Here is an 18,337-nt window from a genome sequence, read left to right as displayed (position 1 = left end):
CGACTTCTCCCGCAAGCGGGAGAGGTTAAATAAGCGCCTCAGAAGTCGGAAGCGATGCCCTTGCGCTCCCAATCGCCGTAGCGGGTGGGCTCGGGCCCCTTTGGACCCTGCAGCTCCTTCGCCTTGGTCTCGTTCTTGGCCTCATCGTTGGCCCTGGCGGCCGCAGCCTGCCGGCGCGCCTCGGCCTCGGCCAGCGCACGCTGGGCGGCCGGCGACAGCGGCTTGCGATCGGGAACGGGGTTACTCATCGCCGCGCTTTCTAGCGCAGGACCGGGCACAACGCGATGCCCAATAACGCATTCCTGAAATCGGCCCGGAGCGCTGAAAAACCCGCAAGCGATTCTTACATTTGGCATATTCGCGTGTCAGAGATCGACTTCTCAAGGCATGCGCCCATTGCGGCGGAACTGCCGCTCGTTCAGAACCTTGCTTCCGCATGCCATCTCAACGTTTCGTCCCTCCGTCCGAAGTGCCCGGCCTTGCGGCGCGACGGATAGCCGCCGACATCGTCGACGGCGTGCTGCACAAGCACCGCACGCTCGACGACCAGCTTGACGGCGCCGGTGCCCACCCCGGACTGAAGACGCTGGCGGATCGCGACCGCGCGCTGATGCGGCGCCTGGTCGCCACCGTGCTGCGCCGGCTCGGCACTCTCGGCCATGTGCTGTCCCGCCTGCTCGACAAGGGCGTTCCCTCCGACGCGCCACGCGCGCAGAGTGCACTTTTGATCGGCGCCGCCCAGATCCTCTGGATGGACGTGCCGGATCACGCCGCGGTCGATCTCTCCGTCCGGCTCGTGCAATCCGACCGCCGCGCCGCGCGCTATGCCGGGCTCGTCAACGCCGTGCTGCGCCGCTGTGCGCGCGAGGGCAAGGCGCTGGTGGAGGAGGTCGCGACACAATCGCTGGATCTGCCGCCATGGCTGCTCGCGCGCTGGAGCGCGCATTATGGCGAGGCGACCGCACGCGACATGGCATCGGCGCTCGGCCACGAGCCCTCGCTCGATCTCACGGTGAAATCGGATCCCGCCCAATGGGCGAGCCGCCTGCATGGCGAGACGTTGCCGACCGGAACGGTGCGGATGCTGCTGCACGGTTCGGTGACCATGCTGCCCGGCTTCGCCGAAGGACAATGGTGGGTGCAGGACGCCGCCGCCGCGTTGCCCGCCCGGCTGTTCGGCGATGTCAAAGGCAAGTCCATTGCCGATCTCTGCGCCGCCCCCGGCGGCAAGACCGCGCAGCTGGCGCTCTCAGGCGCGCAGGTCACGGCAATCGACCGCTCGCCCGCGCGTGTGGCGCGTTTGCGCGAAAACCTGGCGCGGCTGTCGCTGCAGGCCGAGACCGTCGTCGCTGACGCCGTCGAATGGACCGGCCCGGCCGAGGCGTTCGACGGTGTTCTGATCGATGCGCCCTGCACCTCCACCGGCACGATCCGCCGTCATCCCGACGTCGCATGGCTGCGGCAGGACTCCGACATCGCTACCCTGGCCGCGCTCCAGCAGCGGCTGCTGCGCAAGTCGGTGTCGCTGCTCAAGCCGGGCGGGACGCTGGTCTATTGCACCTGTTCGCTGGAACCCGAGGAGGGCGAGCAGGCGGTGGCGGCACTGCTCGCCGCCGAGCCCGCACTTCGCCGCGCTCCGATCGTGGCATCGGAGGTTGCGGGCCTCGACGAAATCCTCAACCGGGACGGCGACCTGCGCACCCTGCCCTGCCATCTGCCGAACGCCGATCCCAGGCTCGGCGGGCTCGACGGATTTTTCGCGGCCCGACTCGTTAAATCCTGATTTTGCACTGGATTTTGCGACCACGACCCTGATTCGCGCCGTTCAAGGTGGTGTCAGGCGTCCGATTTTGGGATTAATAAGGATTCGTCACTGATCCTCTCCCCCATCAAGGCAAGGCGTGTCGGTCGCTCAACGCAGACGTATCTCGACGCTGGTCATGAACCGCTTCGCGCGGAACATGCTCGCGCGCGCGAGCGGCGGTTCCGTTGTGCTGTCGCGAGTCTGGCCCGGCCGTACCGACCGGCTGATCATCGCGCCGCATGACCTGCGGACCGCGGATGCGACTCGCGCTGCCGAGATCTATGCCGGTCGCTTCGTCTTCGCCGGCAAGATCGTCAATTGCCACGGCCGCTCGATCTTCGACCTCGAGCCGCCGTCGGAGGATTGGGAGGTTGCGCTGCTCGGCTTCGGCTGGCTGCGGCACTTGCGCGCCGCCGATACGGCGCTGACGCGGGCGAATGCGCGCGCGCTGATCGAGGACTGGATCTCGAATCCCGCCAACAAGCGCCGCCCCGTCGCGCGCCGTGCCGACGTGCTGGCGCGGCGCGTGATCTCGCTGCTGTCGCAGGCGCCGCTGGTGCTGAGCGAGACCGACAACAAGTTCTACCGCCGTTACTTGCGGGCGCTGGCGCGCGAGATCCGCTTCCTGCGCTATACCATGGTCGACATTCCGGACGGGGTGCCGAAGCTGCAGGTGCTGATCGCGCTGTGCTATGCGTCCCTGTGCCTCGCCAACCAGACGCGTCACATCCGCACCGCCTCCAAGAAGCTGTCCGACGAATTGCAGCGGCAGATCCTGCCCGATGGCGGCCACATCTCGCGCAATCCGGGGGCGCTGATCGAGCTCCTGATCGACCTCTTGCCGCTGCGGCAGACTTTTGCCGCGCGCAATATCGCGCCGCCGCCGGCGCTGCTCAATGCGATCGACCGCATGATGCCGATGCTGCGCTTCTTCCGGCACGGCGACGGCAATTTCGCCCTGTTCAACGGCATGAGCGCGACCTCGTCCGACCTGCTCGCCACGCTGCTCGCCTATGACGACACCCACGGCGTGCCGATGGCGAACATGCCGCATACCGGCTTTCAGCGCCTCGATGCCGGCCAGACCACTGTGATCATCGACACCGGCCCGCCGCCGCCGGCCGGCGTCAGCCACGACGCCCATGCCGGCTGCCTCTCGTTCGAATTGTCGTCCGGCATCAGCCGCATCGTCACCAATTGCGGCATGCCGACCACCGGCCGGGACAATTGGCGGCCGTTCGCACGCAGCACGGCGGCGCATTCGACCCTGACCTATCGCGAGACGTCGTCATGCCAGTTCGTCGAGATGTCGGCGATGAAGCGGCTCCTGCACGGCGCGCCCGTCACCAGCGGCCCGGTCGAGGTCGAGAGTTATCGCGAGGTCGTGCAGAACGGCACGCTGCTCACGACCTCGCATGACGGCTATCTCGCCAAGTTCGGCGCGATCCACCGCCGCGTGCTGATGATCGCCAATGACGGCGCGCGCATCGACGGCGAGGACGCGCTGTCGCCGCCGCAGGGCGGACGCTTCAAGGGCGCCGATGCCGATTTCGCGCTGCGCTTCCATCTGCATCCGGCGGTGAAGGCGAGCCGGCTGTCGGATGCGCGCGGCGTCATGCTGGTGCTGCCGAACCGCGACGTCTGGACCTTCGAGGCATTGGACGACAAGGTCGATCTCGAGGACAGCGTATTCCTGGCCGGCAATGACGGCCCGCGCCGCACCGCCCAGATCGTGATCCGTCAGAACGCCCGCCAGGCCCCCTCGATCCGCTGGAGCTTTGTCCGCTCCACCGCCTCGCCCGCGGTGACCAATGCCCGCCGCAACGCCCGGCGCGAGCCGGAACTTCCGTTGTAAACAGGCGCGATCCGGCCCTATCTACCCGTTGAGAGCGACGCCAAAAGCTGCTATCGAGCGCTCGCTCGCGCGACTGGCGACCTTGGATGGAGCACCATCGGGAAGCGCGGGACATATAAGCCGCGCGCCTGGGCATAGACACTCCCTGAACAGAGGATCTTGCTCATGACTGACCATCCCCGCCGCGTCACCCGCGCCCTTCTCTCCGTCTCCGACAAGACCAGCCTGATCGAGTTCGCCAAGGCGCTCGCCGCGCACGATGTCGAGCTGGTTTCGACCGGCGGCACCGCGAAAGCGATCGCCGCGGCCGGCCTTAAGGTGAAGGACGTCTCCGACCTCACCGGCTTCCCCGAGATGATGGACGGCCGCGTCAAGACGCTGCATCCGAAGGTGCATGGCGGCCTGCTCGCGATCCGCGACAACAAGGAGCATGCGGAGGCGATGAAGGCGCATGGCATCGCGCCGATCGACCTCCTCGTCGTCAATCTCTATCCGTTCGAGGCGACCGTCGACAAAGGCGCGGGCTTCGAGGATTGCATCGAGAACATCGACATCGGCGGCCCCGCGATGATCCGCGCCGCCGCCAAGAATCACGACGACGTCGCCGTGGTGGTCGAGGCGCAGGACTATCAGGCCGTGCTCGACGAGCTTGCCGCCAACAAGGGCGCGACCACGCTGAAGCTTCGCCGGCGGCTTGCCGCGAAGGCCTATGCCCGCACTGCGGCCTATGACGCCGCGATCTCGAACTGGTTCAACCGTCAGCTCGAGGTCGACGCGCCCGACTTCCGCGCTTTCGGCGGCAGGCTGATCCAGTCGCTGCGCTACGGCGAGAACCCGCATCAGACCGCCGCGTTCTATGCGACACCGGACAAGCGCCCCGGCGTCTCCACCGCGCGGCAGCTCCAGGGCAAGGAGCTCTCCTACAACAACATCAACGACACCGATGCCGCCTATGAATGCATCGGCGAGTTCGACGCCAAGCGCACCGCGGCCTGCGTCATCGTCAAGCATGCCAATCCCTGCGGCGTCGCCGAAGGGCCGAACCTCGTCGAGGCCTATCGCAGGGCGCTGGCCTGCGATTCAACGTCCGCGTTCGGCGGCATCATCGCGATGAACCGCGCCCTCGATGCCGACACCGCGCGCGAGATCACCAAGATCTTCACCGAGGTCATCATCGCGCCCGACGCCAGCGAGGAGGCGATCGCCATCATCGGCGGCAAGAAGAACCTGCGCCTGCTGCTCGCCGGCAGCCTGCCCGATCCGCGTGCGCCGGGCCTGACCGCCAAGACGGTGGCCGGCGGCCTGCTGGTGCAAAGCCGCGACAACGCCGTGGTCGACGACATGACGTTCAAGGTCGTCACCAAGCGCGCGCCGACGGATGCGGAGATGCGTGATCTGAAGTTTGCGTTCCGGGTGGCAAAACACGTCAAGTCCAACACCATCATCTACGCCAAGGATCTCGCCACCGTCGGTATCGGCGCGGGTCAGATGAGCCGGGTGGATTCAGCGCGGATCGCCGCACGCAAGGCGCAGGATGCGGCGGCCGAGCTGAAGCTCGCCGAACCGCTCACCAAGGGTTCGGTGGTGGCCTCGGATGCATTCTTCCCGTTCGCCGACGGCATGCTCGCCTGCATCGAAGCCGGCGCCACCGCCGTGGTGCAGCCCGGCGGCTCCATGCGCGACGACGAGGTGATCAAGGCCGCGGACGAGCACGGCATCGCCATGGTGTTCACGGGAACGCGGCACTTCAGGCATTGAGACCATCGATTCGTCATTGCGAGCGAAGCGAAGCAATCCAGTCTCTCTCCGCAAGGAAGGTCTGGATTGCTTCGTCGCAAGTGCTCCACGCAATGACGAGGATAGAGTTGCGTGGTGCAGCTAATCCCGCACCCGCATCAACAGGCCCAATCCCGCGACGAAGAACACGACGAGCACGGCCATGCCGGCCTTCTGGCTGGCGGTCACCGCGGTGACCAGGCCGATCAGGAGCGGGCCGATGAAGGACGTCACCTTTCCCGTCAGCGCGAACAGGCCGAAATATTGCGCGATGCGATCCTTCGGTGCGAGATGGATCAGCAGCGTGCGGGAAGCGGCCTGGAGCGGGCCGCCGGCGGCACCGATCAGGCAGCCCAGCACCAGATAGGCGCGCTCGGCCGCGCTCGAGAACAGAGCAGCGCCCGCTTGCGGCGGCGCGGTCTTGACGAACAGGACGCTGTCCTTGTCGACCAGAAGAATCGCGGCCACCGACAGCAGCAGGACCAGCAGGCTGCCGGCGATGACGCGCTTCGGCCCGAGACGATCATCCAGCTTGCCGCCGAGCCAGGCGCCGAGCGCGCCGGCGATCGCGAGCATGATGCCGAACGTCCCGATCTGGATCGTGTGCCAGCCGAAGGTGCCCGCGGCATAGATGCCGCCGAAGGCGAACAGCGACACCAGACCATCGGTGTAGATCATGTTGGCGAGCAGGAATGCCGCGAGCGATTTCTGCCTCGGCAGACTCTTGATCGACTGCTTCAGCTCCGAGAGGCCCTCGCGCAACGCCTCGCCCAGCGGGCGCTTCGCCGGATAATCCGGCGTGAACAGGAACATCGGCGTCACGAAGATGATGAACCACAGCGCGGTCAGCGGCCCCGCGGCACGATCGCCCTGACGTGTGAGGGGATCGAGACCGAAGAGCGGCGTGACGCCGAGCAGCGTGCGGCCGGTCTCGGGATTGGCGGCGAGCAGGCCGAGCACGATGATCAGGCTGACGATGCCGCCAATGTAGCCCGTGGCCCAGCCGGTGCCGGAGAGACGGCCGATCCGCTCCGGCGGCACCAGGGTCGGCATCATCGCGTTGTTGAAGAGCGTGGCAAATTCCGCACCAACGCTGGCGAGCGCAACTGCGGTGAGCACCAGCGGAATGACGGCATGATCGCCGGGCTTGCCGATCCAGAGCGTGCAGGACGCCAGCACCAGCACCGTACCGAAACCTGCGATCCACGGTTTCCTGCGGCCCGAAGCGTCGGCGATGGCGCCGAGCACCGGCGACAACAGCGCGATCGCGAGGCCCGCGGCCGCCATCGCAAAGCCCCACAAGGATTGACCGGCGGCGGGATTTGGCGCAATGGCCGTCGCGAAATAGGGCGCGAACACGAAGGTCGTGATCAGCGTGAAATATGGCTGCGCGGCCCAATCGAAGAAGATCCAACTCACGACGGCGGCGCGCGGCGGATAGGTCCGCGCCACGCCGGCCATGCGCGCATCCGGGGCGATTGTCGTCATCACGCAGTACCCATCACGAACAGTTTTGCCTCTCTTAGAGCAAACGGTATAGCATTACGGTGACGGGTGTGAACCGGTTCAACGCCACGGCAGGAATTCGATGATGTCGTCATATTCGACACGGCGGAGATTTTTAGCCGCCATTGCTGCCCTGGTGCTCGGTCTCGCGCCTGCAACCGCTCAGGATGCACGGCAGGGCTATGTTCCGCCCGCACGCGAGGCGGTGCGCGCCGTCGCCGCCGAGCACGACATGGTGGTGGCGCAGGAGAAGATCTCCGCGCAGATCGGCGCCGACATCCTGCGGCGCGGCGGCAATGCTATCGACGCTGCGGTCGCGACCGGCTTTGCGATGGCCGTGACCTATCCGCGTGCCGGCAATATCGGCGGCGGCGGCTTCATGGTGATCCATTCCGCCGATCGCAATGAAGACATCACGATCGACTATCGCGAAACCGCGCCGGCCGCCACCACGCCGCAGATCTTCCTCGGCGCCGACGGCAAGCCCGACGCGACGAAGTCACGGGACTCCGCGCTCGGCATCGGCGTGCCCGGCACCGTTGCCGGCCTCGCGCTCGCGCTCGAGAAATACGGCTCGGGTCAGTTCACGCTGGCGCAACTGCTGGCACCCTCGATTGCGCTCGCACGCGATGGCTTCATCGTCAGCGACGACATGGCCGATACGTTGCCGAGCTGGCACCGGCGGCTGGCACGCTGGCCTTCTTCGGCCAGGATCTTCTCGCGTCCGGATGGCACGCCGCTGGGCGAAGGCGATCGGCTGGTGCAGGGCGATCTCGCCGAAACGCTGGCGGCCGTCGCTGCACAGGGGCCGCGGGGATTCTATGAGGGGCCGGTCGCCGAGAAACTCACCAAGGCCGTGACCGATGCCGGCGGCATCATGACGCCGGCCGACCTCAAGGCCTATCAGCCGGTCATCCGCGCGCCGGTGCGTGGCAGCTACCGCGGCTATGACATCGTGTCGATGCCGCTACCCTCATCCGGCGGCGTCGTGCTGATGGAGACGCTCAACATCCTCGAGGGCTTCCCTCTGGCAGATCTGAAGCAGGGATCGGCGGCGTCGCTGCATCTCTTGATCGAAGCCATGAAGCGCGCTTATGCCGACCGCGCCCGCTATCTCGGCGATCCCGCCTTCGTCAACGCGCCGATCGAGACCCTCATTGCGAAGGACTATGCCGCGAAGCTGCGCGCGAACATTTCCTCCGAACGCGCCACGCCCTCGAAGGAGCTCGTGTCTGCTTCTGCCGCGCCGCGTGAGGGCAGCAACACCACGCATTTTTCCGTCGTCGACGCCCGCGGCAACGCCGTCAGCAACACCTACACGCTGAACTTCAGCTACGGCGTCGGCCTCGTCGCCGACGGCACCGGTGTGCTGCTCAACAACGAGCTCGACGATTTCACCGCGGCGGTCGGTGCGTCCAACGCCTATGGCCTCGTCGGCTTCGAGGCGAATCTGCCCGGACCCGGCAAGCGGCCGCTGTCGTCGATGTCGCCGACCATCGTGCTGAGGGACGGCAAGCCGGTGCTGGTGACGGGCTCGCCCGGCGGCAGCCGCATCATCTCGACTGTGCTGCAGGTGATCGTGAACGTGCTCGACTACAAGATGGATGTTGCGGCCGCCGTCGCAACGCCGCGGCTGCACCACCAATGGCTGCCGGATGAAGTGCGCGTCGAGCGCGGCTTTCCCGAGGGCGTGCTGCTCGAGCTGAAGGCGATGGGGCACCTCGTTGTCGAGCCTATGGGGCAGACATCTGCCAACTCGATTCTGGTGACACCGAACGGACCGCTGGGCGCAGCCGATCCGCGCACGCGCGGGGCGGAGGCGGCGGGGCAGTAACGTGCTCCCGGCATGTCGGGGTGGAAACTTTACCGCCCGACCTGATACGGCCCGCCCTTTTCCAGCGCGCGCACATATGCAGGGCGGGCGTGGATGCGCTCCAGGAACGCCATCGCCCTGGGATGGCCCTGCTCGAGCCCGCCGCGGGCTTGCGCCGCTTCGAGCGGAAAGCTCATCTGGATGTCGGCCGCACTGAACTCGCTGCCGGCGAACCACTCGCTCTTAGCGAGCTCGCCTTCCCAATAGTCCATGTGCTGCTTGAGCTGCGGATTGACCAGCGCGGTCAGTGCCTGGTTGCAGACCTTGCGCACCAGCGGGCGCAGCAAGGCCGGCGCACGCTTCGGCATCAGCGTGAACAGCAGCTTGAGCAGCAGCGGCTGCATCGCGGATCCTTCCGCATAGTGCAGCCAATAGGTGTAGCGCAGCCGCTCCGGCGTGTTCGGCGGCGGGATCAGCCGCCCGTTGCCATAGGTGGCGATGAGATATTCGATGATCGCGCCTGATTCGGCGATGGTGTTGCCGTTGTCGGTGATGACCGGCGACTTGCCCAGCGGATGGATGGCGCGCAGCTCCTTCGGCGCGCGCATGTCCGGCTGACGCTGATAGCGCACGATCTCGTAGGAAACGCCCAGCTCCTCGAGCAGCCACAGCACGCGCTGCGAGCGGGAATTGTTGAGGTGGTGAACGGTCAGCATCGCGGGGTCCTCAAGGCTTGGTCGTGGTCATCGGCCGCGCCGTTGGTGCCAGCCCGGCAACACAATGTCGAGCCGTCGCCGCAGATATTTTCACCCGGGTATATTGACGCGAGGAATTTACCCGGGTATTAAATCAGCAACGCGATCAATATGGCAATGATTCCAATGCAAGGGACCTACACAGCCTTCGCCGGCCAGCGCCGGCTGACCTCCGGCACGGCAGGCGAGGTTGCGCTTGCCGTCAAGCGGGCGACGCAACCGCTGGACCAGCCAATTGTCATCTTCGACGATAGCACCGGGCGGTCGATCGATTTCGACCTGCGCGGCGACGACCGCGAGGTGCTGGCCCGGCTGGCAACGCTCATGCCGCAAGCCGAGACGGCCGAAGCACCCGCAGAGCCGCGCGGGCGCGGCCGGCCGAAGCTCGGCGTGGTCGCGCGCGAGGTGACCTTGCTGCCGCGGCACTGGGAGTGGCTCAACGCACAGGCCGGCGGCGCTTCGGTCGCGCTGCGCAAGCTCGTCGACGAGGCCAGGCGCGCCAGCGGCGACAAGGACCGCGAGCGGCAGGCGCGCGATGCGGCCTACCACTTCATGTCGACCATGGCCGGCGACCTGCCGCAGTTCGAGGAGGCCTCGCGCGCGCTGTTCGCGGGTGACCGGCGACGCTTCACCTCGCTGATCGCCGATTGGCCGGCCGACATCCGCGACCACATCGTCCAGCTCGCTTACAGCCACCGCGCCTAAGCCGCGCGCCGCTTCTCACAACTCATCGACGGCCGAGCCGCGCATTGCGCGGCAACGGCTTCGCACGCCCTGATGAAAGGCCAATTCCATGTCTGCCGCAAAGCCACTCTGGACCACATTCCTCCGCTTCCTCGCACCCCTGATGCTGAGCAACGCGCTGCAATCGCTGTTCGGCACCGTCAGCAACGTCTATCTCGGCCAGATGGTCGGCGTCGGCGCGCTCGCCGCGGTGTCGGCGTTCTTCCCCGTGATGTTCTTCCTGTTCGCCTTCGTCATGGGCCTCAGCACCGGCGCCACCGTGCTGATCGGCCAGGCCTTCGGCGCCGGCGAGCATGGCCGGATCAAGATCATCGTCGGCACGACACTCGCCGTCGGCCTGCTGCTCTCGATAGCGATTGCACTCGTTGGCGGGATCTTCAGCCGGCCCCTGATGGCCATGCTCGCCACTCCCGCGGACATTCTCGATGAAGCCAGCGCCTATGCGCGTATCATGCTGTTGACGATGCCGCTCGGCTTCATCTTCCTGCTGATGACGGCGATGATCCGCGGCGTCGGCGATGGACTGACGCCGCTGCTGGCGCTGGCCTTGTCGACGGCGATCGGCCTGATCCTGACGCCGATGCTGATCCGCGGCACGTTCGGATTGCCGGTGGCCGGCATCACCAGTCCTGCCTGGGCGGCTGCGATCTCGAACACGCTGACGCTGATCGTGCTGGCTGCCTATCTGCTGCGGAGAAAGCACACGCTCGCGCCGGATGCGACGCTGCTGCGTCACCTCCGGCTGAACGGCGCCGTGCTCGGCAAAGTCCTCGGCATCGGCCTGCCGAGCGCGATCGGCATGGTGGTGATGGCGATCGCCGAGCTTGTGCTGCTCGGCCTCGTCAACGGCTTCGGCTCGAATGCCACCGCGGCCTATGGCGCCGTCAACCAGGTGATGGGCTACACCCAGTTCACGGCGATGTCGATTTCGATCGCGGTCTCGATCCTCGGCGCCCAGGCCGTCGGCGGCGACGACCGGGCCCGGCTCGACGGCATCGTGCGGATGGGCCTTGCGTTCAACATCGTCCTGACCGGCGGGTTGGTGGCGCTGATCTATCTCGCGCCACGCGCGGTGCTCGGTATCTTCATCACCGACGGCGCCGTGCTGGATCTGGCGAAGGGATTGCTCAACATCGCCTTGTGGAGCTCGGTGCCGTTCGGGCTCGCCACCGTGTTCTCGGGCGCGATGCGCGGCGCCGGCGTCGCATTGACGCCGATGCTGCTGTCGATCTTCGCGATCGCCGCAATCGAGCTGCCGGCTGCAATCATCCTCAGCCGCACGGTCGGCCTGACCGGCGTGTGGGCTGCCTATCCCATCGTATTCTGCGCCATGTTGATTCTGCAGATGGGCTATTACCATCTGGTGTGGCGCAAGCGGGCGATCCAGCGCCTGATCTGATCGTCAGAGTATTATGACCATCATTAAACGATGGACCTGTGGCGCGGCCTGCGCCACAATGAAAAAAAGCCACTCAGAATGCTAAGACCAGGGAGAATAATTTTGACCCGCACCGCCCCGCAATTCCTGTTCGATTTCGGTAGCCCCAACGCCTATCTCAGCCATCTGGCGATTCCGGCCATCGAACAGCGGATCGGCGTCAAGTTCGAATACGTGCCGATCCTGCTCGGCGGCATCTTCAAGTCGACCAACAACAAGTCGCCGGCCGAGACGCTCGCCGGCATCAAGAACAAGCGGGAGTTCCAGCAGGTCGAGACCGAGCGCTTCATCAAGCGCTTCCATGTCCAGCCCTATGTCTGGAATCCGCACTTTCCCGTCAACACGCTGAACCTGATGCGCGCCGCGATCGCGGCGCAGCTCGAGGGCGTGTTCGAGCAGTATGTCGAGGCCGCCTTCCACCACATGTGGCGCGAGCCGAAGAAGATGGACGATCCCGAGATCGCGGCGAAGGCGCTGGCGTCGTCTGGTCTCGATGCGCAAAAGCTGTTCGCCCGCGCCGGGGAACCCGAGGTCAAGGCCAAACTGATCAAGAACACCGAGGAGGCGGTCGCCCGCGGCGCGTTCGGTTCGCCGACCTTCTTCGTCGGCAGCGAGATGTTCTTCGGCAAGGAGCAGCTGCGCGAGGTCGAGGAGATGGTGCTCGAGAAAGGCGAGTAGTGAATGGCGAATGGCGAGTAGTGGAAACGTTACTCGCGTTTCGTAACTTGCTATTCTATTCGCTACTCCCTATTCGCCATTCGCCTCTTTCTGAAGAACAACAATAACGGAGTTCTCCCATGCGCATCCTCGTGGTCGGCGCCGGCGCCATCGGCGGCTATTTTGGTGGCAGGCTGTTGCAGGCCGGCCGCGACGTCACCTTCCTGGTTAGGTCGCGCCGCGCCGGCGAGCTCGCGAGCGCCGGCCTCGTCATCAAGAGCCCGAACGGCGATGTGACCTTGAAGAACCCGCCGTCGGTTCAAGCTGACGCGATCAAGGACAAATTCGAGGTCGTGCTGCTCAGCTGCAAGGCGTTCGACCTCGACGATGCCATCAAGTCGTTTGCCCCGGCGGTGGGGCCGAACACCGCGATCATCCCGATGCTCAACGGCATGAAGCATCTCGACACGCTGGATACGAGGTTCGGCAAGGAACGCGTGCTCGGCGGCCTCTGCGCCATCGCCGCGACGCTGAACGATAAGCGCGAGGTGGTGCAGCTCCAGCCGATGCAGTCGATCAGCTACGGCGAGCGCGACGGCGGGATGTCGGACCGGGTGAAGGCGATCGACGAGGCCTTCAAGAGCGGCATCAATGGCGCCAGCGCCAGCCAGAACATCATGCAGGACATGTGGGAGAAGTGGGTGTTCCTGTCCTCGCTCGCAGCAAGCACCAGCCTGATGCGGACATCCGTCGGCAATATCCTCGCCGCGCCCGGCGGCCGGGAGTTCCTGCTCGGCATGCTGGATGAGACCAGCGCGGTTGCCACGGCGTCCGGCTATCCGCCGGGCGGCCCGTTCTTCGATCGCGTCAAAGGCAATCTCACCACCGAGGGCTCGCCGCTGACGGCATCGATGTTCCGCGACATCAAGGCCGGCCTGCCTGTCGAGGCCGATCACGTCATCGGCGATCTCATCGCGCGCGCCGACGCCGCCAAGGTGCCGGTGCCGAAGCTGCGCATCGCCTATACGCATCTGAAGGCGTATGAGAAGCAGCGGGCGGGGTAGGGCGTAACCACACATTCGGTGTCGTCCCGGGGCGCGCGCCGCGCGAGCCCGGGACCCATAACCACAGGGAGTGGTCATGGGGCGAAGTGGTGACTCCAGAGTCTTCGCAAAACTCTTGCCTGTGGCTATGGATCCCGGGCTCGCGACTTCGTCGCGCCCCGGGATGACGGCTGTGCTTGCCGCAGCATCCCGCGCTATTTCAAATGCGCGAGATAGTGCGAGACGGCGGTGATCTCCTCATCGCTCATGTGATAGGCGACGTCGGCCATCGCGGCGACGCCGCCGCCGACACGCTGGCCGGCCTTGTAATCGTGCAGCGCCTTGACGAGATATTCCTCGCGCTGGCCGGCGAGCCGCGCCACCGCCTTGGTACCGGCATAGCTGTCGGTATGGCATGAGGCGCAGCGGCGGCCGGCGGCAACCTGCGCGCCCTTCTTCGACAGGTCGGGATCCCCGTCCTCGGGTCCCTTCGGCGGCGTCAGCGAGGCGAAGTAAGCGCCGAAATTGCGGATGTCCTCGTTGCTGATCCCTTCCACGATCGGCTGCATCTGATCGTTCTTGCGCGCGCCGGCGCGGAAGAACACGAGCTGCCATTGCAGGAATTGATCGGGCTGGCCGGCGAGCGAGGGGATGTTCTCGGTCTGCGAAATGCCGTTCTCGCCGTGGCAGCCGGAGCAGGCGGCGGCCTTCTCCTTGATCGCGGCATTGTCGGCGGCCTCGGCTTGAATGAAGGCGATCACTGCGAGCGATAGCGCGCCGATTACGGACCAAGAGAACTGACGGCGCATGATTGGAAATCCGTTCTGTCCTGCGTCATTCCGGGTTTGCCACTTGGCGCGGCCGCAATCCATAATCCCGTTGGTGGTTACGGGTTCCGGACTTGCGCGCAAGTGGCGCGCAATCCGGAACGACGGCGTGGGGCTTCAAAATGGGAGAAGCTGCGGCCGTCACCCGGCCGCAGCTTCTCCGTCAGGTCGCGCTACTTCTTGCTGTAGCTGATGCGATAGATCGCGCCGGCCCAATCGTCCGCCACGAGGATCGATCCGTCCTTGGCGATGATGATGTCGTTGGGACGGCCGAGATAGCCCTGGTCACCCTCGAGCCAGCCGGACGCGAAGATCTCCCGCTTCGGGTTCTTGCCGTCGGGTCCGACGATCACGCGCACGATGCGCGCGCCCTGGTACTTGTGGCGATTCCAGGAGCCGTGCTCCGCGATCAGGATGTTGTTCTTGTAGTCCGCGGGGAACTGGTCGCCGGTGTAGAACTTCATGCCGAGCGGGGCGACATGGGCACCGAGATTCAGCACGGGCGGCGTGAACTCGGAGCATTTGTGGCCCATCGCGAACTTGTCGTCAGGCAGATTGCCCTGATGGCAATAGGGATAGCCGAAATGTTCGCCGATCCGGTTGATCATGTTCAGCTTGTCCGAGGGCAGATCATCGCTGATCCAGTCGCGGGCATTCTCAGTGAACCAGTATTTGCCGGTGCGCGGATCGACGTCGCCGCCGACCGAGTTGCGGACGCCGAGCGCCCAGATTTCGGCGTTGCCGGTCTTGGGATCGACGCGCCGGATCTGCGACACGCTGGTCGGCGGAATGCCGATGTTGAAGGGCGGGCCGAACGGCAGGAAGAACCAGCCTTCCTTGTCGACCGCGATGTACTTCCAGCCATGCGCGGCATAGGACGGCATGTCGTCATAGACGACCTTGCCCTGGCCGAGATTGTCGAGATTGGCTTCGGCGTTGTCGTAGCGGATCAGCTTGTCGACGGCGATGACGTAGAGCGCACCGTCCCGGAAGGCGAGACCGGTGGGCATGTTCAGGCCCTTGAGGACGGTCTTGACCTCCTTCTTTCCGTTGTTGTCCTTGATGGCATAGACGTTGCCGAGACCGAACGAGCCGACGAACAACGTGCCCTTGTCACCCCAGGCCATCTGCCGCGCGGCCAGCACGCCGGAGGCGTAGACCTCGATCTTGAAGCCCGGCGGCAGCTTGATCTTCTTGACGATGTTGGCGAGCTCGGCGTCGGAGGCGCCGGTCGGCGGGCCCGACGGCGGCGCGAGGCCCTTCTGCGCCTCGGTCTCGTCACCGAGGAACCAATCGTCAGGCGGATGGGTCCAGAATTCCTTGGTGCTGGAATCGTATTTCTTCAGCGGCTTGCTCTTGTCCTGCTGCTGCGCGTTGCCGGCGCCGGTCCCGGCGAGAAGAGCCACGGCCGCAAGCGCTAACACGGATCGATGGAACATCGATGTCATCGCATCACTCCCCTAAGGCAGCCGTCAGGGCTGCGCGTTATTTTGTTTTGCTAGTCGAGAGGCGAAGTCTTGAGCCCGTCGGGACGACAGGCGCAAAAAGGTTAGCACATCTGCCCATCGTGAGAAGCGCGCCGGATGCAGCGCGGCTGCGCGCATGAAAAATTGAGACGGAACGTGAATGAACGGATGAACGCGGCGACAACGCGTTCTCGCTGCAACGCGGAATCAGGGTTGGACATACAAAAGTGCGAAAACAACCCCATGCACAGTAGAACGGCGCAATTGGCCCGCGCGCGGTGAGGCCGGACAGTCATTTGACGCGTCGAGTAAAATTGCGATTACGACGCGACGGGGTAGGGTCCGTCGTCGAATAGCGTGTCGTGATAGCCTTTCGATCCGACCTCACGCGCCAGCGCGCTGCGGACATCGCGGCCATCGCGCAGGCTGCGCAGCACGTGCGCGAAGTCGAATTCGGGTCGCCAGCCGAGCTCCCGCCGCGCCCGCGCGTTGACATAGACCCGGTCAATCGCGGGGAAGAGCCGCCAGCCGCGCGCCGCATAGAGCTGCGCGCACTCCGGATAGAGCTCGCGCACGACAGTGGCGGCATCGCGCGCCAGCGCTCCGAGATGACGTTGCTCGAACGGGCTCGTCGCCGAGACGATGTAGCGGGCGAAGCCGATGCCGGGCGCACGCTCGACGGCAGCTAGATGCGCGCTCACTGCGTCCGCGATATCCAGCCGGCGGTAGAGCATCTCGTTGGCCTGCGCGTTGTCCAGCGCGTAGGCCGATCGCATCGCCGGATCGTCGTCGTCCTCCGGAAAGAAGCGCGAGGTCCGCAGAACCACGATCGGTAGCGCGCGCTCGCGAAAGAACAGCTCGCAGAGGTTCTCGGCCATCAGCTTGGTCGTGCCGTAGATGTTCTTCGGCACCGACGGCAGCTCCTCGGTGACCCACACCGCGGCCTGTCCCGCCTCAGACCGCAGCTGCGAGCCGAACGCGCTGGTGGTGCTGGTGAAGACAAAACTCTTCACGCCGGCCGCTGCAGCCGCTTCGAGCAGATTCAGCGTGCCTGACACGTTGGTATCGACGAAGTCCTGCTTGGAGTGCGTCGCCACATGCGGCTTGTGCAGCGTCGCGGTGTGGATCACGGCAGTGATGCCGTCCATCTGCCGCCGCACGAAGGTGGGATCGACGATGGAGCCGACAGCGTCGGTGAAGGGGGAGCTCTTTAGATCAAGCCCGCGGGCAGGCGACCCGCGCCCACGCAGCGTCCGCAGGATGGCCTCGCCAAGGTGACCTGCGCTGCCTGTGACCAGAATTGTCATGTGAGACCCGAACAGCCGCCAGCGGCGCGGAAAACCGCGGCCTGATCCGGTTTGGCTGGATGCTTTGGAGAAAACTGGAGCGGGCGAAGGGGCTCGAACCCTCGACCCCGACCTTGGCAAGGTCGTGCTCTACCACTGAGCTACACCCGCATCCTGTGTCGGTCGCGTGACGCGCCGGCAACGGCTGTCGTATGCCAAAAGCGGGAGGGGAATGCAACAGCTACGGGCGGCCTCAATTCGCATTTGCGGCGCCATATGGAGCCCGAAGCTGGCCAAATTGACCGGAAAGGCCTCGGAACCGGCGAATCGGGGTGCCTGGATTGAAATTCGGCCCATTCGGCCCAATTTAGGAGCCGACCACAAGCATATGACGCGGCGGCGTGCTAAAGAGCCGCCATTCCAGACATGACGAGGGAATCCCGTGACGATCATCGACCAGGGTAACGGAGCGGCGGGCCCGGCTGCGGCCGACCTGATCAAGGACACCACCACCCAGACCTTCGTGAAGGACGTCATCGAGGAATCGAAGCGCCAGCCCGTGCTGATCGATTTCTGGGCGGAATGGTGCGGCCCCTGCAAGCAGCTCACCCCCGTCCTGGAGAAGGCGGTGAAGGCGGCCAAGGGCAAGGTCAAGCTGGTCAAGATGAACATCGACCATCATCCGGCGATCCCGGGCCAGATGGGCATCCAGTCGATCCCGGCCGTGATCGCCTTCGTCAACGGCCAGCCGGCCGACGGCTTCATGGGCGCGGTGCCGGAGAGCCAGGTCAACGCCTTCATCGAGCGGCTGACCAAGGGCGTCACCGCGCCGGGCGAGGTCAACGTCGCCGAGATCGTGCAGGAGGCCGACGCGGTGCTCGCCGAGGGCGACGCGGCGGCGGCGGCGCAGATCTATGCCGAGGCGCTGCAGCATGATTCGACCAACATCGCGGCGCTCGCGGGCCTTGCCAAGTGCTACGCCGTTTCGGGCGCGATGGAGCAGGCCAAGCAGACGCTGGCCATGGTGCCGGAATCCAAGCGCAACGACCCGGCCGTGAAGGCGGTGCAGACCGCGATCGATCTCGCCGAGCAGGCGAAATCGCTCGGACCGGTTGCCGAGCTGGAACAGAAAGTCGCCGCAAATCCGCTCGATCATCAGGCCCGGTTCGACCTCGCCACCGCGCTCAACGCCCAAGGCAACCGCGCGGCGGCGACCGAGCAGCTGCTCGAGATCATCAAGCGCGACCGCAAATGGAACGACGACGGCGCCCGCAAGCAGCTGGTGCAGTTCTTCGAGGCCTGGGGCGGCACGGATGATGCAACCGTCGAAGGCCGCAAACGTTTGTCGACGATCCTGTTTTCGTAAC

General features: G+C 65.5%; 15 protein-coding genes, 1 tRNA gene and 1 riboswitch. Of the genes, 9 read left to right on the top strand and 7 right to left on the bottom strand.

The features are described from left to right. Nucleotides 1–38 precede the first annotated feature (38 nt). The gene (locus tag ABIA45_RS28385) at nt 39–248 is read right to left on the bottom strand and encodes a DUF1674 domain-containing protein (protein WP_271543177.1); all 210 of its coding nucleotides are present in this window, start codon (nt 246–248) and stop codon (nt 39–41) included. 188 nt (nt 249–436) lie between these two features. On the opposite strand from ABIA45_RS28385, the gene ABIA45_RS28380 reads away from it, so the two are divergent. From ABIA45_RS28380 to purH, 3 genes are all read left to right on the top strand, one after another. Next, nucleotides 437–1,783: an RsmB/NOP family class I SAM-dependent RNA methyltransferase gene (locus tag ABIA45_RS28380; protein ID WP_271543178.1), complete on the top strand. Its 1,347-nt coding sequence runs from the start codon at nt 437–439 to the stop codon at nt 1,781–1,783. A gap of 157 nt (nt 1,784–1,940) precedes the next feature. Further along, nucleotides 1,941–3,659, top strand: coding sequence for a heparinase II/III family protein (locus tag ABIA45_RS28375; protein WP_404654487.1), 1,719 nt, complete (start codon nt 1,941–1,943; stop codon nt 3,657–3,659). Between the two features lie 59 nt (nt 3,660–3,718). Further along, a riboswitch (ZMP/ZTP riboswitch) is annotated at nt 3,719–3,800 on the top strand. Between the two features lie 24 nt (nt 3,801–3,824). Beyond that, entirely contained in the window at nt 3,825–5,417 is a 1,593-nt protein-coding gene (gene purH / locus ABIA45_RS28370) for a bifunctional phosphoribosylaminoimidazolecarboxamide formyltransferase/IMP cyclohydrolase (RefSeq protein ID WP_404545015.1), read from the top strand. Between the two features lie 120 nt (nt 5,418–5,537). On the opposite strand, the gene ABIA45_RS28365 is transcribed toward purH, so the two are convergent. Further along, nucleotides 5,538–6,923, bottom strand: coding sequence for an MFS transporter (locus ABIA45_RS28365; protein ID WP_157285130.1), 1,386 nt, complete (start codon nt 6,921–6,923; stop codon nt 5,538–5,540). A gap of 100 nt (nt 6,924–7,023) precedes the next feature. Here ABIA45_RS28365 and ggt point away from each other — a divergent pair, with 100 nt between their 5' ends. Beyond that, entirely contained in the window at nt 7,024–8,775 is a 1,752-nt protein-coding gene (ggt, locus tag ABIA45_RS28360) for a gamma-glutamyltransferase (protein ID WP_404654486.1), read from the top strand. Nucleotides 8,776–8,804: 29 nt separating this feature from the next. On the opposite strand, the gene ABIA45_RS28355 is transcribed toward ggt, so the two are convergent. Further along, complete coding sequence (locus ABIA45_RS28355) at nt 8,805–9,470, bottom strand: glutathione S-transferase family protein (protein ID WP_271543182.1); 666 nt, start codon at nt 9,468–9,470, stop codon at nt 8,805–8,807. Between the two features lie 150 nt (nt 9,471–9,620). Between ABIA45_RS28355 and ABIA45_RS28350 the strand changes: the two genes are divergently transcribed. From ABIA45_RS28350 to panE, 4 genes are all read left to right on the top strand, one after another. Continuing rightward, nucleotides 9,621–10,214, top strand: coding sequence for a DUF2239 family protein (locus tag ABIA45_RS28350; protein ID WP_271543183.1), 594 nt, complete (start codon nt 9,621–9,623; stop codon nt 10,212–10,214). An 88-nt stretch (nt 10,215–10,302) separates the two neighbouring features. Further along, complete coding sequence (locus ABIA45_RS28345; protein ID WP_271543184.1) at nt 10,303–11,652, top strand: MATE family efflux transporter; 1,350 nt, start codon at nt 10,303–10,305, stop codon at nt 11,650–11,652. Between the two features lie 102 nt (nt 11,653–11,754). Continuing rightward, entirely contained in the window at nt 11,755–12,369 is a 615-nt protein-coding gene (locus tag ABIA45_RS28340; RefSeq protein ID WP_404545011.1) for a 2-hydroxychromene-2-carboxylate isomerase, read from the top strand. A gap of 119 nt (nt 12,370–12,488) precedes the next feature. Next, complete coding sequence (gene panE / locus ABIA45_RS28335; RefSeq protein ID WP_271543186.1) at nt 12,489–13,412, top strand: 2-dehydropantoate 2-reductase; 924 nt, start codon at nt 12,489–12,491, stop codon at nt 13,410–13,412. 194 nt (nt 13,413–13,606) lie between these two features. On the opposite strand, the gene ABIA45_RS28330 is transcribed toward panE, so the two are convergent. From ABIA45_RS28330 to ABIA45_RS28315, 4 genes are all read right to left on the bottom strand, one after another. Continuing rightward, entirely contained in the window at nt 13,607–14,200 is a 594-nt protein-coding gene (locus ABIA45_RS28330) for a cytochrome c (protein ID WP_271543187.1), read from the bottom strand. A gap of 191 nt (nt 14,201–14,391) precedes the next feature. Further along, nucleotides 14,392–15,666 carry a PQQ-dependent sugar dehydrogenase gene (locus tag ABIA45_RS28325; RefSeq protein WP_404545006.1) on the bottom strand — a complete coding sequence of 425 codons (1,275 nt, stop codon included), beginning with the start codon at nt 15,664–15,666 and terminating at the stop codon, nt 14,392–14,394. Nucleotides 15,667–16,004: 338 nt separating this feature from the next. Beyond that, a complete protein-coding gene (locus ABIA45_RS28320; RefSeq protein WP_404545004.1) occupies nt 16,005–16,991 on the bottom strand; it encodes an NAD-dependent epimerase/dehydratase family protein in 987 nt (328 codons plus the stop codon). A gap of 75 nt (nt 16,992–17,066) precedes the next feature. Then, a tRNA-Gly gene (locus ABIA45_RS28315) sits at nt 17,067–17,141 on the bottom strand. Nucleotides 17,142–17,412: 271 nt separating this feature from the next. Between ABIA45_RS28315 and trxA the strand changes: the two genes are divergently transcribed. Further along, complete coding sequence (gene trxA / locus ABIA45_RS28310; RefSeq protein ID WP_025033093.1) at nt 17,413–18,336, top strand: thioredoxin; 924 nt, start codon at nt 17,413–17,415, stop codon at nt 18,334–18,336. The last annotated feature ends 1 nt before the right edge of the window (nt 18,337 follow it).

The organism is Bradyrhizobium sp. USDA 336 (assembly GCF_044908355.1).
Classification (GTDB): Bacteria; Pseudomonadota; Alphaproteobacteria; order Rhizobiales; family Xanthobacteraceae; genus Bradyrhizobium; species Bradyrhizobium yuanmingense.
This window is presented reverse-complemented; position numbering and strand designations above follow the sequence as displayed.

Coding starts and splice junctions, on each gene's coding strand:
- ABIA45_RS28385 (WP_271543177.1), bottom strand. CDS start 248: ATGAGTAACCCCGTTCCCGATCGCAAGCCGCTGTCGCCGGCCGCCCAG.
- ABIA45_RS28380 (WP_271543178.1), top strand. CDS start 437: ATGCCATCTCAACGTTTCGTCCCTCCGTCCGAAGTGCCCGGCCTTGCG.
- ABIA45_RS28375 (WP_404654487.1), top strand. CDS start 1,941: ATGAACCGCTTCGCGCGGAACATGCTCGCGCGCGCGAGCGGCGGTTCC.
- purH (WP_404545015.1), top strand. CDS start 3,825: ATGACTGACCATCCCCGCCGCGTCACCCGCGCCCTTCTCTCCGTCTCC.
- ABIA45_RS28365 (WP_157285130.1), bottom strand. CDS start 6,923: ATGACGACAATCGCCCCGGATGCGCGCATGGCCGGCGTGGCGCGGACC.
- ggt (WP_404654486.1), top strand. CDS start 7,024: ATGATGTCGTCATATTCGACACGGCGGAGATTTTTAGCCGCCATTGCT.
- ABIA45_RS28355 (WP_271543182.1), bottom strand. CDS start 9,470: ATGCTGACCGTTCACCACCTCAACAATTCCCGCTCGCAGCGCGTGCTG.
- ABIA45_RS28350 (WP_271543183.1), top strand. CDS start 9,621: ATGGCAATGATTCCAATGCAAGGGACCTACACAGCCTTCGCCGGCCAG.
- ABIA45_RS28345 (WP_271543184.1), top strand. CDS start 10,303: ATGTCTGCCGCAAAGCCACTCTGGACCACATTCCTCCGCTTCCTCGCA.
- panE (WP_271543186.1), top strand. CDS start 12,489: ATGCGCATCCTCGTGGTCGGCGCCGGCGCCATCGGCGGCTATTTTGGT.
- ABIA45_RS28330 (WP_271543187.1), bottom strand. CDS start 14,200: ATGCGCCGTCAGTTCTCTTGGTCCGTAATCGGCGCGCTATCGCTCGCA.
- ABIA45_RS28325 (WP_404545006.1), bottom strand. CDS start 15,666: ATGACATCGATGTTCCATCGATCCGTGTTAGCGCTTGCGGCCGTGGCT.
- ABIA45_RS28320 (WP_404545004.1), bottom strand. CDS start 16,991: ATGACAATTCTGGTCACAGGCAGCGCAGGTCACCTTGGCGAGGCCATC.